The sequence below is a fragment of the Rhizobium sp. 57MFTsu3.2 genome, from assembly GCF_012932765.1.
Lineage (GTDB): Bacteria > Pseudomonadota > Alphaproteobacteria > Rhizobiales > Rhizobiaceae > Rhizobium > Rhizobium altiplani.
The window spans coordinates 181926-196420 of sequence record NZ_JDWI01000004.1 but is presented as its reverse complement, the minus strand read 5'-3'; the positions used below and the strand labels follow the sequence as shown (position 1 = coordinate 196420).

Genomic DNA, 14495 nt, shown 5'->3' with positions numbered 1-14495 from the left:
GGGCGTCTTCAGGGGGTGCCGACGAATAAGCGCTGTTTTTGGCTGGGAAGCGGAGAGTCGCCGACCACTTCGGCCAGTTCTAAATACCTGCAGAAAGCGTTGGCCAACTGCATCTGTCTCGGTGTCTTGCAGTCGGCATCGAAGATTGCCGGGGAGGCGACCAGGATGGCTAAGCACTTCGCCCGCGAGATAGCGACGTTGAAACGGTTGGCGCTATAGAGGAACTCCATGCCCCGGGGAGCTTCGGCATAGCTCGAAGTTGCCATGGTATAGATCGCAATTGGCGCTTCCTGGCCCTGGAACTTGTCGACCGTTCCCACTCTGGCAGTGGGCAGTCGTTTCTGGATTTCGAGGGCCTGAGCATTGTATGGCGTAATGATCACAATATCGTCGATGGAAAGCGATGCCACCTGGCCGTTTCGGTCCAGCCACGTTGGTCCGCACTCGAGGATCCGGGATACCAAAGACGCTACGGCATTGGCTTCTTCGATCGATGAGCTGGCGTTGCCCGAGTGCTCGACAGGCAGGTATCTCAAGCCCGATCCCTTTATCGGCCCTTCGGAGAGGATTTCTTGCTGGCCGCATGAAGCGATCGGGGCCAGTTTCCCTTCATAGAAAAGCTCGGAAATGAAATCACAGACGTCTGGTTGCATCCGCCAGGTCTCGGCGAGAAACAGCCCTTGATCGCGATCAATAGTCTGCCGTTCTCCGAGAACATGCTCGAGCGACGAAACACCGACGCCATCGGGATGGGTGCCTTGGGTGGGCTGGTCGAGTTGTTGTGGATCGCCGAGCAACACCAATCGTTTGGCTGCGTGGGACACCGCGAGCACATTAGCAAGGGACATTTGGGCGGCCTCGTCAACGAATAGAACGTCCAGCACGTCTTCGGCGTCCGAGCGAGCCCAGAGGAAACTGGTTGCCCCGGCAACGTCTCGTTGCCCCGACCTCATCGCGTCCAGCAGATCTTCGTTCTTTTTCGCAAAGAGAAGCCGCGCGGTACTCGCCTCGCTGTTGCCAGCCTCGGGCTTCTGGACGCAACGAATATCGATGGCCATCTCCTGCGCGGCTTCCATTACCTTGTCGAGGAGGTTGCGGATCACCTTGTGGCTGTTGGCCGTTATTCCGACCTTCTTTCCGTCGGCAACGAACTGACAGATCATTCGCGCACCTGTGTGCGACTTGCCCGTGCCTGGCGGACCTTGAATCGGCAGGACGCCTCGTTCCATCTTGGCCGCTATGCGGATCGCCGCGTCGAGAGTCCTTTCCCCTTCGTTTTGCAGAGGCGCGCCACCGATATGCGGGGGCACGCGGAGCAGCAGTTCCCGAGCTGCCTGATATCGGCCTTCACCCGTTATGCCCTCGTCAGCCACATACTCGCCCAACCGCAGAAGCGCCTCGGCCTGCTCGTCGGCAGGGATATGCTCATGGACAAACACAGCTTCGGGATGGACAGTGGTGGTATCCGCTCTCTTCTTGATGTCTATCGTGAATTGGTCGCTGGCGATGTCAAGAGCGGTCCCGAGCGGAGCGCCGCCGGGCTGAAAAAGCGACTTTTCTGCGCGAACGTCGGTATCCTGAGGCGGGAACGTGTAACGGTGAACCGGGATCTTACCTTTGCCTCCGGCGACCTCCTCAACAAAGGAAAGTCCGGAAATCGCCGCGCGCTCGTCCAGTAGTTCATCAACGCTGAGATCCCTCAGCCGGAATTTTTCCCAGTAAGACGCCTTGTCTTCACGACGATGCCAATCGAGGATGTTTGCGAGGATCCATTGCGCCTGCTCTTGTGGAGAACGCTGTTCTGGATCAACTGAGATACCGGTTAATAGGCGTTCGGACAGTTCGGCGACGCGCCGTTGGCGGGTGGATACTTTTTCGCTTGGGGCTTCGTCCATGAGCGGTCGACGAGGAACAGTGACGCCGGTCGCGACAAGCGCGTCGCGCCGCTCTTCGAGCCAGTCCCTGAGATACCTGGTAGAGACGCAGTCATCCTCATTGTAGCCTCGAACGATATCCTTTTCGCCCTGCGTAATTGATGAGATGTCTTCAAGCTCCAGCCCGGCTTGGAGCGACGCCAATGCCACGTTTGCGTCCCGTAGAGCTATCGTGCGCTCGTATCCATAAAACTGTTCAAGCCGTTTGATGGAGTAGCTCTCCACACTCGCACGCAATGCGTTTCGAATGACGCTGTACAGATCCACGAAGACGAGATTCCGAAGAAGCTGATCGATCTCCTCTTCACGGGAAGCGTAGCGCCCCATCAACCTCTTCAAGGCAGCCGGTTCATAAGGAGCGAAGTGGTATATGTGGAGGTCAGGATAGGCCTCCCTTCTCTCGACGATGAAATCGATGAAGCGCTCAAACGCCGCCTTCTCGGCCTCTCGATCGAGTGCCCAATCACATACATACTCTGCTTTGCCATCAGCGCCCCAGTATTGATACCCGAACAGGTATTCCAATCCATGTTCGCCAACAAAGGGGTCACCTTCGAGATCGAAGAACACGTCGCCGGGATTGGGTTCGGGCAACGCGGACAATCCGAGACCTGGTTGGACTTCAACCAGCTCAAACCGAGGCTCTCCCGATTGCCTTGATTCCGCCTGTATCCGCGCTTGCTCCCGAACCCTTGTGAACGACTGCACCGCCCCACGCTCTGGCTTCCAATTCATGGGTAGCGGCATCTGGGCGAGCTGGTCGAGCGTCCTGATATCGTGCTCAGCGAATTCCGCTATCTGGTTCCGGGAAATACCAGCGACGAAGGAGAGGTGATCGTCATTGCGTCGGCGTTTGTCGCAGGCATCGTACCAGCGACAGATGTCGCAGTGTGACGTCGGGTGAGGGTAGGTCTCCGCCGATTCAGCCAGCGTCGCCGCTTCCGCCGCCCGCTTCGCTTTTCGATAGTAGGCTCCATAGTCGTCCAGGCGAAAGCGCTGCGGCTCGAAGTCAGACCATGGCGCGACAACATAGGCCGCATGGGGTTGCAGTCCCTGGGTGGATGCCAATAGCTCCGAGTACAGACAGAGCTGCAGTACGGTGCCGCCTCGAGTCTCCCGGGCCAGCTTGGTATCCATAACTTCATAAGACCACTGTCCGAGATCGCTTGGCTGCTCGACGCGTCTCAGAATGTCAGCGCGACCAGCCCAGCGACCATCGTGAAGAGCGCCCTGCACTATGATATCGGGGCCTCGGCGCATGGCAGCCAGGGTCTGTGCCACCCAGACGTCTTCGATGCCGACGCCGTCGATCTTTTCGACAGAGAGACCGCTTGAGGTGAGGTGATCAACAAAGGCTGCCTCGTGCCTAAAGCCGCGCTCCCTCAGGATGTCTAGAAGTGGATCCCACTGCACCGGCTTTGAAACCGCGCCGGACATGACCTGTAGGTCGAGGGACGTAAGATGCTCGCAGTTGAGATGGCCGACGAGATCCGACGCCGAAAGTTGAATTTGGTTGAGAAGCGTCTTCATTTGCTCATCTTACGCGAGAGTAGCCTTCGCAGCGAGCTTATTGAAAGCGAAGTTCGTTGAGGTCGATGCGCGGATGCAAACAATAGGATGGCATTGGCTTACTGTGCCGCAGGAGATTTATCGCTTAGTTTATTGAATATGTGTAGTTTCGGTATTTCCCTGGGAGTAGCTCTCTTATTTTCCGGTGCGCCGCCTCCTTAGCCGAGTTATTAGCTGCAGTGCTTCGGACGGAGTCAACTTGACGCTGCTTGACCAAACTTCACCTGAACAACCCGTCGCGGTGTGAATCACCGCGTAGAGGCCATGCTCGTCTATGTGGACTTGATAACGCGGCGCACGATCGATCATAGTAAGGTGTACCGATTGAGAGCGACCACATGTTCGTGCTGGCATCTCCCGATGTCAATCAGACTTCCTCACGTCGAACTTCATGACGGATTTCGACTTTAAACCTAATTGAAAGCCCGCTCCCTGCGGCGTAACGTCTATGGATGCCAGGCGATAGCGAACCAACCTTGGTTTCTGCCGGACCCGAGAGGAGACTGGCAGTGATACTTGCGGCGGATGTCGCAGGCTATAGTCGTTTGATGGAACGTGATGAGGAAGATACTCACGCACGGCTCCAAAAGCTCTTGCGAGATATCATCCGGCCCGCGGTGGGAAGCCACAGGGGACGCATTTTCAAAACAGCAGGGGACGGACTGTTTGTCGAATTTGCCAGTGCCATCGAAGCCGTCCGCTGTGCCGTTGACCTGCAGCGCGCAATTGCGGAACGAAACGAGGGGGTTGCTTTAGACCGACGGCTCGCATTCCGCATAGGCATCAATCTCGGCGACGTCCTTTCTGACCAAGAAGACCTGTTCGGAGACTGCGTCAATGTGGCGGCGCGGTTGGAAAGCATGACCGAACCCGGCAGCGTACTCATCAGTCACAGCGTCTACGATCACGTAGATCGCAAGCTGCCCCTGCGCTTTGATGATCAAGGCGATTGCACGCTGAAAAACATCGCTCGACCAATTCGCGTTTACAAGGTCTGTTGGGATGAGAAGCCGCAGGTTGATTCAGCAACTCCTCTCGAGCTCCCTCAACTCGCCTCCATCGCTGTGTTGCCATTTGCCACGTCCAGCGATGACCGAGAACAGGAGTATTTTGCAGAAGGTCTCGCCGAGGACCTAATCACTGATCTCTCAAAGGTGAAGGGCCTCCTTGTTATCGCCGCACATTCTAGTCTTGCTTACAAGGACAGATCCATTGATGTACGCCGGATCGCCGCGCAGCTCGGCGTGCGGTATCTCGTCGAAGGCAGCGTCCGGCGTGCGCAGACGCGCACCCGGATTAATACGCAACTCATCGACGCAACGCATGGCAACTGCTTGTGGGCCGAACGGTTTGATCGTGATCTCGCTGACATATTCGCGCTGCAGGACGAGGTCGTAAGTAAGGTCGTAACGGCACTCGCGGGCACGTTGCCTGCTGCAAGACCTGCTCCAAGTCACAGAACCACGAACCTGCAGGCATACGACCTGTTTGTTCGCGGTCGGGCGCTCGCTACCCAATCTCTCCGAGAGACCAGGCTGGCTCGCCCGCTTCTGACCAGGGCCATCGAGATCGACCCTGAATTTGCCGGGGCGCATGCTTGGCTAGCGATGAGCCATCATTTCGACGCGCTATACTATGAAAGCGAGACGGTGGAGCACCGCGCCTTTGCGCGAGTGGCAGCTGAAAGGGCTGTCGAGATCGATTCAGAGAACGCGGACGCTCATATTGTTCTGGGTTATCTGCGAGCTTATGAGGGAGAATTCGAAGCTGGCATCGCTCAGTTTGAGCACGGGCTTCGGCTCAATCCCAACCACGCAGAGGGCTGGTCGCTGCTTGCAGATCTCAGGGTTTTTCAAGGACGTGCGACTGAAGCAGTAGAATCCGCCGAGAACGCTTTCCGGCTCAACCCATCCCCTCCGGGCGACTATTACTCGTTTCTGGGCTGGGCTCAGTATGCGGCTCGTCGGTATCAAGAAGCTGTCGCTACACTTCGCCAGCCGCAAGCGGGTGGTCCAGGCTCGAAACGCAATCTGGCTGCAGCACTCGCCCGGCTCGGGCTCATCGACGAGGCCCGAGCGACGGCGTGTGACTTCCTCTCAGAGTTCCCCAATTTTTCGGCCGCGCACTGGGGAAGAACGCAGCCCTTTGTTGACGATAACGACCGTCAGCACTTCATTGAAGGCTATGCCATGGCCGATCTTCCTAAGTGACTGGTAAAGATGCGTCTCCTCTCTCCCAGGTCCGCCCGCAATGGACGCTTGGCTGGGCTGCCCGCCGATGCCTTCGCGTTGGTTTGCTAAGTTGTATTGGTCCAAGCGGGAGAGCGATGGACATAGCCGTCGATAAAGAGCGACCACCGCGCCGTCGGCCTCATCCTTGTGCGTTGGGAGATCGCCTTGTGACCGCACCGAACGCGCTTGACCATGATACAGGCCCGCGAATGATTGACCGTTCCTCGAACATCTGCGATCGCCAAGAGTACGCTGACCGCTTATCGCGTCTGCCGCTTTCCAGTGAGTGCCCAAGCGTTGCGTATCTTCTGAAGCCGCGAGGAATTCTGCTCCTTTGGGGGGAGAGGCCGATATTCCATTGCGAAAATCAGCCAAAGCCTGAGCCTCCAGCCTCGTTCTCCCGGCTGATCCATCCCGGTCACCGATTGGCCTGCCAAGCTGGTGATCTACGACTGACCACGTCCCGTTTTCAAATGTTGTATCCGATAGCATCGCGTTCTCAAGCCATTGATTTGGTGTGGCAACATCAGCCTGAGATCACTTTGAACGCAGTTAGACGAGGGCCAGGCGCAAATAGGTAGACCCACCAAAGGCAATTTCGATTTCGCCTGGCGTGAGAAGTTCGATCGCGCCACAGAGCGTGCCCGTCGTGATGAGCGCGCCAGCCTTGAGCGATGTGTTTGGCCGCATCCCATCATTTGCGTAGTCCAGGAGCCACGTCAGGACATCCCCCTTGGGATGCTGGGCGGGCGCGTCACAGAGTGGCTTGCCGTTGAACGTCACCTTAAGTGGCGTTCCGCTTGCCGTGTCGACCGCCGACTTTGGCACGCGCGGACCGAGCACATAGCCGCTGTTTCCCAGTCGATCGGCCAGAAACAGAAGGAACGAGATCTTGCCGCTCTCCTCAACGGCGCTGGCCAGAAGTTCGGCGCCGAGATGAACGGCGTCGATCGCGTCGACGATGTCGGCTCGGCTGTAGCTGCCCTCCCGGCGGATCGGCAGGTCACGGCCGAGGCGAACTGCGATCTCTGCCTCGAATTTGGTGCCCCTCTGCCACGGAATTTGCGCCCCTGAGTCAGCCTGCACATAAGGGTGCAGTGGCGCGGTTACGGCCTGCCCATCCGGCGAGACGGTCACCTTCCAGGCGTTGCTTTCGATCGCCTCATCGGCGGCGAGAAAATTCTGCGCGTCCATCGCGTGCCGGAGATCGGCAGGCAGGCAAAACCCCGCGGTCGGTGCCTGGATTCGTGAACGGCGCAGACCGTGTAGTTTTGCTGCAAGCGCGCGCGGATCAAAGGGTGCGGCGGCCGAATCTGCCATGAGGTCTCCTCCTTTTGCTTTGAGTCGCGAGCCTATAGCTAACGCTAAGATGGAGCGAGGGGTCTCTATGGAAAGACTGCTATGCCATCGCTGCATGCCAAGCTCGACGGTAGGCGTCGAGACCGGAGACAGGGCTTCGCGTGACATGGCGCTCGGCGCCGGCAGGTGGCTTGATGCCGGTCAGCAGAGCGGCGCCCTGGCTTGTGCCGGTCGAGCCGGGGACGGCGATGACTTCGCGGTTGGTTAGAGCCGCAAGCAGCGTCAGATACGTATCGTTGAGCGCAAATGGTCCTTCCACGATGACCGGGCCCCGCGCGCCGATCAGATCGAGGCAGGCCTGGTTCATCATGGCGAGATAGAGGCAGAGCGCGGCGTAGCGTTCTTCGGGTGTCACGCCTTGCGCGTTGACCCAACGCGCGCTTTTGCCGGGGAATGGGCCGGAGCCTGGTGCAACATTCGCAAGCAGCATCAGGCGCTTTGTTATCGCCTGCTCGACCGCCGAGGCGACCTTTTCCTTGTCAACCTGTCCGATTTCGCCTGAGATCGTTTCATATTCGCGTCCGCCCATGAAGCGGGAAGAGGGAACGGCGCGGCCATAGGCATCGACATTGGCGAGTGTGTCGCGCTTGGGATCGAGATGATCGAGATCGCCGCCGACCCCGAAATTGATCACCCATGTGCCCGTCGAGACAACTGCGAAGGGCGCCGGGCGGTCAAGCAGATGTGGCAGAAGCGACGCGTTGGAATCGTGAATGCCACAATAGACCGGGATTTTGCGGGTGAGGCCGATCGCGTCGGCAATATCAGGCAGGACCGGTCCGAGCGGATCGAAGGCCGAACGGATCGGCGCCATCAGGTCACGGATGCCGAGAGTGTCGACCAGCGAGGAATAGCGGCCGTCGCGCGGGTTCCAGAGGTCGGTGTGGCAGCCGAGTGAGGTCACCTCGTTCGACACGACACCGGTCAGCCGTGCTGTCCAGTATTGCGGGTAGGTGAGGATCGTTGCCACCTTGGCAAAATCATCAGGGAAGGCGGTCTTCTGGTAATGCAGCTGCGCGCCGATGTTCAGGCCCATCGTTTGGTGCGGCGAAAAGGTTTCTTCGAAGGGTGGGCGCAGTCGCGCATATGCGTCGCTGATGTCTTCGGGATATTCGTGCTCGTAGTCGAGCACCGGCATGGCCAAATTGCCCGTCCTGTCGAGAAGCGCAGCCGAGGCTCCATGGGTCGTGATCGAGATGGCGTCGAAACCCGGCTCCCTGGCGAAGGAGCGAAGGGCATCCAACGTGAAGGACCACAGCGTATCGATATCGTAGTGCGGATAAAGTCCACCCTTGAGAACCGTGTTCGGAGTTCTCGCCACGGCGATTTCGTCGCCGGTCGCGCTGTCCAGGACCACGACCTTGGCATTGGTCTTGCCGATGTCGAGAACGGCGATGCGGCTGTAATTCGGCGTCATGGCATATGGAAGACGGTAACGAGGTCGCTCTGGACGGGAGAATTATCCGGGTTGGTTGCCATGATGTCGGCCATGTGAGCCCACCACTTCTTCATGACAGGGTGGTCTGGCAGGCTTGCCATCGCATGATCGACGGGACGGGTCAAAACGCCAAACAGGGTGTTCGTCTCGCGGTCGAGATGGATCGAGTAGTCGCTGGCGCCGGACTGGTGCAGCAGGTCGACCAGCTCCGGCCAGATTTCGTCATGCCGCTTCCTGTACTCGGCTTCCATGCCGGGGTTCAGCGTCATCTTGAAGGCGTGCTTTTCCATCTTCATTTGGAACTCATGGCTTTGAGACGGCGGGCGACGATCGGGATCGCGATGGTGATGATCAGCAGCAAGCCGATGAAGATCGACATGACGATGCCGGGCACGTTCAAGAGGCCGAGGCCGAAGGTGACAAGGCCCATGACGAAGGCGGCAATGACGACGCCGCCAATCTTGCCGGAGCCGCCGAGGATCGAGACGCCGCCGAGCACGACCATGGTAACGACTTCGAGCTCCCAGCCCTGAGCGATCGAGGGGCGGGTGGAGCCGAGGCGTGAGGTCAGGCAGACGGAGGCGACGCCGCTCATCACGCCCGTCAATATGAACAGGATGAATTTCACGCGCTCGACCGGGATGCCGGAGAACCGGGCGGCGAAGTCGTTATTGCCGATCGTATAGACCTGACGGCCGAAATTCGTGGCATGCAGCAGGATCGCAAAGGCGATTGCGAGCACAATGAAGAGCACGAACTCGAAGGAGAAGACCCAGACGACATAGCCCTGGCCGAAGAAGGCGAAATCGTCCGGATAGCCTCCATAGGCCTGATCGCCCAGGACGATGTAGGAGATGCCGCGAAACAGGCTCATCGTGCCGATCGTCACGACGATCGACGGCAGCTTCATGACGGAAACGAGAAACCCATTGAACATGCCGCAGAGCAGGCCAACGCCGATGCCGATGAGAACGAGGCCGGGTGCCCCGACACCGACTTGCGCTGCCGCTCCCATGGCGGTCGAAGCAAGGGCGATAATGGCGGCAACCGACAGGTCGATCTCGCCGGCAATGACGAGCAGCGCCATGGCAAATGCGATCATTGCCTTTTCGGTGAAATTGAAGGTCGCGTCCGAAAGGTTCCAGGCGTCCAGGAAGTAGGGGGATGCCAGCGAGTTGAAGATGAAGATCAAGACAGCAACGCCGAAGAGGAGGACTTCCCAGCTCGACATGATGCGCTTGAACGGCGTGCCCAGGCGGTCCGGGATGACGCGCTTTTCGCGCGGGGTGGAAACGACGGTGCTCATGCTGCCACCTCTGCTGGTGTCTCTGCTGCGGCCTTGTCACGCAGGATGATGCGGCCTCGATTGCGCTCGCGCCTTGCATTGAAGACGACGGCAAGGATGATGACGGTGCCGGAAATCGCCATCTGCGTGAACGGCGAGATGCCGATGACGGGAAGGGCATTCTTGATGACACCGAGGAACAGGGCGCCAAGCACGGTACCGATCACCGAGCCGACGCCACCGGCAATCGAGATGCCGCCGATAACACAGGCTGCAACGCTGTCGAGTTCGAAGCCGTTGGCGATATCGACATAGGCGACCGCATAACGCGAGACCCAGAGATAGCTGGCAAGCCCGGCGAGCGCTCCCGACAGAACAAAGGCAAGGAACTTCGTCCAGCCGACATCGATGCCGGCGTAGACCGCAGCCGTCGGATTGCCGCCGGCAGCATAGGTGGAGCGGCCAAACTGGGTGTGTTTCAACAGCATGTAGATCAGCGCGACGATGATGATCGCGGCCCAGCTCAGGATCGGCATGCCGAGGACGACGGTGCGCGGCACGTTGAGAAAGGTCGGCGTCATCTGGTGCGCGTTGACCCATTCGCCGCCTGACAGGACGAAAGCCATGCCGCGATAGATGGTGAGTGTGCCAAGCGTGACAACGATTGGCGGAACTTCCAGCGCCCAGACAAGGAAGCCGTTGATCGCACCGAGAAAGGCGCCGATCAGGATCGCGGCGAGGATCAAGGCGATCAGCGGCAGGTCGGGATAGGCGGCGTTCATCATCGCAATGGCCATGCCGGTGAAGGCAAGGTTTGCAGCAACCGACAGGTCGATCGACTTCGTCAGGATGACGGTCATCTGAGCGAGCGCAAGGATGATCAGGATCGACGTGTCGTTGAAGATGGCAGCAAGGTTGCCGGGTGTCGCGAAATCCTGGGCTCGCGTCGAGAAGGTCGCAACCATGATCGCGATAATGATGAAGAGCAGGGTTTCGCGTTTTTTCAGGAGTCTCGACATTCCGATTACCTCAAGCATTACCGGTCGCGGCGCGAACCAGCGTTTCCGGCGTCAGATCCTTGCGCTCGAAGAGGCCGGCCATGAGGCCTTCCTTCATGACGAGGACCCGATCGGACATTCCAATGATTTCCGGCAGTTCTGACGAGATCATAATGATCGACAGTCCCTCGGCGGCAAGCTCGCTGATGAAACCGTGCACGGCCGCCTTCGAACCGATGTCGATGCCCTTCGTCGGCTCGTCGAGGATGATCACCTTCGGCAATGTTGCCAGCCACTTGCCGATGACCACCTTCTGTTGGTTGCCACCCGACAGTGTTCCGACCGGAACCGAAAGCGCTGCAGCGCGCAGGTCCAGGCGCTCGGCATATTTGCGTGCCAAGGCAAATTCATTGGCCGCCTTCAGGAAACCCTTGCGCGATGTGCGCCCGAGCGACGGCAGCGTCATGTTCTGGTAAATCGGCATCGGCAGTGCCAGGCCGTGGCGGCCGCGTTCTTCCGGCACGTAGACGATGCCGGCGCGGATCGCATCGAGTGGCGAGTGGATTGTCAGCGCCTGGCCCCCAAGCTTCAGCGTGCCGGATGCGGGTTTGGTGATACCGAACAGCGACTGGCAGAGCTCGGAGCGACCGGCGCCGATCAGGCCGTAGATACCAAGGATCTCGCCCTTTCGAAGCGTGAACGAAATGTCGCGAAACTCTGTCTGGTGACAGTATTTCTCGACCTCGAGCACCGGACCGCCGATGGCCACGTCAACCTTGGGAAATGCATTTTCGACATCGCGACCGACCATGAGACGGACGATATCGTCCTGCGGCGTCTGCTTGAGTTGGCCGTGGCCAACAGCGCGACCGTCGCGGAAAACGACGTAATTGTCGGCGATCTCATAGAGCTCGTCGAACTTGTGGCTGATGAAAAGGATCGCCTTGCCCTGTGCCTTCAGGCCCTCGACAATGCGGAAGAGGTCATCGATTTCCTTGCGCGACAGTGCTGCGGTAGGTTCGTCCATGATGACGATGCGCGCTTCGATGGAAAGTGCGCGAGCAATTGCGACAAGGTGACGCTGAGCAATCGAGAGATCCTTGAGACGGATCGTCGGATCGATGTTGCTTTCAAGCGAATGGAGCAATTCCTTCGACCGACTGTTCATCAGTTTCCAGTCGATCGTGCGGAACTTCGTGCGCGGCGCGTGGCCGAGGAAGATGTTTTCAGCAACAGTCAACTCGTCGAAGAGCACGGTTTCCTGGTGAATGGCGGTGACGCCGACGTCGATGGCGGCCTGCGCATTGGCGAAGGTGGTCGGCTTGCCGTCGACGATGATCTCGCCTTCGTTCGGCCGGTAGATGCCGGTCAGGATCTTGACGAGTGTGGATTTGCCGGCGCCGTTCTCACCGATCAGGGCGGTAACCTTGCCGGGGTAGAGGGCGATGCTGACGTTATCGAGCGCCTTCACGCCGGGGAAGATCTGTGAAATGCCGCGCATTTCGAGGATCGCGGGCGCCTCGTCCGTCTTGAAACCCGCGACGGATTGTTGAAGGGCAGTGTTCATCAGCGTTTACCAGTGTTCAAATGAAAAGTCCCGGCGGCGCGAACCGCCGGGTTTTTGCTTGGATGAGCGAGGCTTAGAAAACCTTCGAGAACTGGTCGATGTTCGAAGCGTTGTACACGAACGGATCGGACATGGCGGCTTCGCCCTTGTCGTCGATCTTGATCTTGCCCATGCGGCCAGCTTCGATTTCGGTGCCCGGCTTGCCGGTCGCGTCACCCTTTACGAGGTGGTAGGCGATCTGCGTGGCAGAGTAACCGAGGTCGATCGGGTTCCAGATGGCGAATTCCTTCGTTGCACCAGACTTGATCGCGCCAGCCATTTCAGACGGCAGGCCGAGGCCGGTCACGTAGACCTTGCCGACAAGACCCTTGTCTTCGACAACCTTGGAAGCGGCCAGAACGCCGACCGTCGTCGGAGCGACGATGACCTTGACGTTCGGGTTCGACTTCAGCAGGCCTTCGGCTTCGCGATAGGACTTGTCAGACAGATCGTCGCCGTAGACTGTCGTGACGAGGTTGAGGCCCGGGAAGTCCTTGAGCTGCTTCTTCATCTGGTCGATCCAGATGTTCTGGTTGGTCGAGGTGGTCGTTGCCGACAGGATTGCGAAGTCACCCTTGCCGCCTTCCAGGTGGTCCTTGGCGAGCGTCAGGCACATCTTGCCGATCAGCTCGTTGGACGACGGGTTCAGCTGCAGGATGCGGCCGTCCTTGTTGACGCCGGAATCCCAGGAGATGACCTTGATGCCGCGCTGCTTGGCCTTCTTCAGGGCCGGTACGACAGCGTCCGGGTCATTGGCGGAGATGGCGATGGCATCAACGCCCTGGGCGATCAAAGAGTTGATGACTTCGATCTGGCCCTCTGCCGTCGTCGAGGTCGGGCCGGTGTAGATGACTTCCACGCCGCCGAGTTCCTTTGCCGCTTCCTGCGCGCCCTTGTTGGCGGCTTCGAAGAAGCCGTTGCCGAGAGACTTCACGACCAGGCCGATCTTGACGTCCTTGGCGCTTGCGGCGCCTGCCATCAGGGCCACCGCAAAGGCGACGCCGACGGCGAGTGATTTTGCGAATTTCATGCTTTATCCTCCCACGTTGATAAGACTTAACTACATCCTGACGGGGCCCCTCAGGCAACCGACGAGGAATCCTCCTTCATTTGCGAGATCGTGCTCGCAATGACGAGCTTGATGCCCGCATCCTCGATCATCCGGACGGAGTCCTCGGGAACACCGTCGTCCGTAATGATCGTCGAAACACGGTCGAGCGGGCACAGAATGAGGCTCGACCGGCGGTGAAATTTGCTGGAATCGACCATGACAACGAGTTCGTCGGCCTGGTGCATCAGCTTCTGTTCGCTTTGAATGATCTGCGCGTCGGATTCCATGATGCCGAGCGGACCGACGCCCTGCGCGCCGATGAAGAAGCGGCGAGCGTAGAAATTGCGGATCGCATCATTGTCGAATGGCGACAGGATCAGGCTCTGCTCGCGGTAGATCACACCGCCGGGGACCGTTACCGTGTTCTTCGAGTGTTTGACCAGATGCTCGGCAATCGCAAACGAGTTGGTCATCACCTGCATGCGATGGGCGGCCATGAAGTGCACCATCTGAAACGTGGTGGTCCCACCATTGATGATGATCGCATCGCCCTGATCGCAGAGATCAACGGCAGCGCGCGCTATTGAGCGCTTTTTATCGATGTTGACTGATTCCGAAACCCTGAAGGGCCGCCCGGCCAGATTGCCGAGTTGCGGCGGGTGCACAGCCTCTGCGCCACCGCGTACTCGCCGGATCTTTCCCTGCACATGCAGAGCCGCGATGTCACGCCGGATCGTCGCCTCGGAAGCCTCGGTCAATTCGGAAATATCCTGAATCGTAACGACCGACTTTTCCTGAACGGCGCTCAATATGATGCGATGGCGTTCGCGTTCGTGCATGGGGTTCCTCCTAGCTTGCTTATTTCGCAGTTGTGAGAATGTGTCAATCAAAAACGATCATAAAATTTCATACTGCGCTGCAACATAATCGATTTTGATCGTTTTCGATTGACAATGTCCGTTTTGATGAGCGATACCGTGACCGCAAAGGAGCGTCGAGTTCGTTCGCGCGTCCAAGAAATTTC

At 58.7% G+C, this 14495-nt stretch carries 10 protein-coding genes; 1 reads left to right on the top strand and 9 read right to left on the bottom strand.

The features are described from left to right. Positions 1–8 precede the first annotated feature (8 nt). On the bottom strand, positions 9–3464 hold the full coding sequence (locus tag AF71_RS06805) for a TM0106 family RecB-like putative nuclease (RefSeq protein WP_169680493.1): 3456 nt from the start codon (positions 3462–3464) through the stop codon (positions 9–11). A gap of 548 nt (positions 3465–4012) precedes the next feature. Here AF71_RS06805 and AF71_RS06800 point away from each other — a divergent pair. After that, positions 4013–5713: an adenylate/guanylate cyclase domain-containing protein gene (locus AF71_RS06800; protein ID WP_169680491.1), complete on the top strand. Its 1701-nt coding sequence runs from the start codon at positions 4013–4015 to the stop codon at positions 5711–5713. Between the two features lie 573 nt (positions 5714–6286). Here AF71_RS06800 and AF71_RS06795 read toward each other — a convergent pair. The 8 genes from AF71_RS06795 to AF71_RS06760 form a co-directional block, all read right to left on the bottom strand. After that, complete coding sequence (locus AF71_RS06795) at positions 6287–7054, bottom strand: fumarylacetoacetate hydrolase family protein (protein ID WP_169680489.1); 768 nt, start codon at positions 7052–7054, stop codon at positions 6287–6289. A gap of 79 nt (positions 7055–7133) precedes the next feature. After that, on the bottom strand, positions 7134–8510 hold the full coding sequence (locus AF71_RS06790; RefSeq protein WP_169680488.1) for an FGGY-family carbohydrate kinase: 1377 nt from the start codon (positions 8508–8510) through the stop codon (positions 7134–7136). Continuing rightward, positions 8507–8827 (bottom strand): L-rhamnose mutarotase, encoded by a 321-nt coding sequence (rhaM, locus tag AF71_RS06785; RefSeq protein WP_112644411.1) that lies wholly within the window; start codon positions 8825–8827, stop codon positions 8507–8509. The genes AF71_RS06790 and rhaM overlap by 4 nt, the downstream gene beginning before the upstream one ends. After that, complete coding sequence (locus AF71_RS06780; RefSeq protein ID WP_169680486.1) at positions 8824–9837, bottom strand: ABC transporter permease; 1014 nt, start codon at positions 9835–9837, stop codon at positions 8824–8826. The genes rhaM and AF71_RS06780 overlap by 4 nt, the downstream gene beginning before the upstream one ends. Next, positions 9834–10835 carry an ABC transporter permease gene (locus AF71_RS06775; RefSeq protein WP_169680485.1) on the bottom strand — a complete coding sequence of 334 codons (1002 nt, stop codon included), beginning with the start codon at positions 10833–10835 and terminating at the stop codon, positions 9834–9836. Before AF71_RS06775 ends, AF71_RS06780 begins: the two co-directional genes overlap by 4 nt. A 10-nt stretch (positions 10836–10845) precedes the next feature. Then, a complete protein-coding gene (locus AF71_RS06770) occupies positions 10846–12381 on the bottom strand; it encodes a sugar ABC transporter ATP-binding protein (RefSeq protein WP_169680483.1) in 1536 nt (511 codons plus the stop codon). 73 nt (positions 12382–12454) lie between these two features. Further along, positions 12455–13450: a rhamnose ABC transporter substrate-binding protein gene (rhaS, locus tag AF71_RS06765; RefSeq protein ID WP_025661576.1), complete on the bottom strand. Its 996-nt coding sequence runs from the start codon at positions 13448–13450 to the stop codon at positions 12455–12457. 50 nt (positions 13451–13500) lie between these two features. Then, entirely contained in the window at positions 13501–14310 is an 810-nt protein-coding gene (locus tag AF71_RS06760; protein WP_025661577.1) for a DeoR/GlpR family DNA-binding transcription regulator, read from the bottom strand. Positions 14311–14495 lie beyond the last annotated feature (185 nt).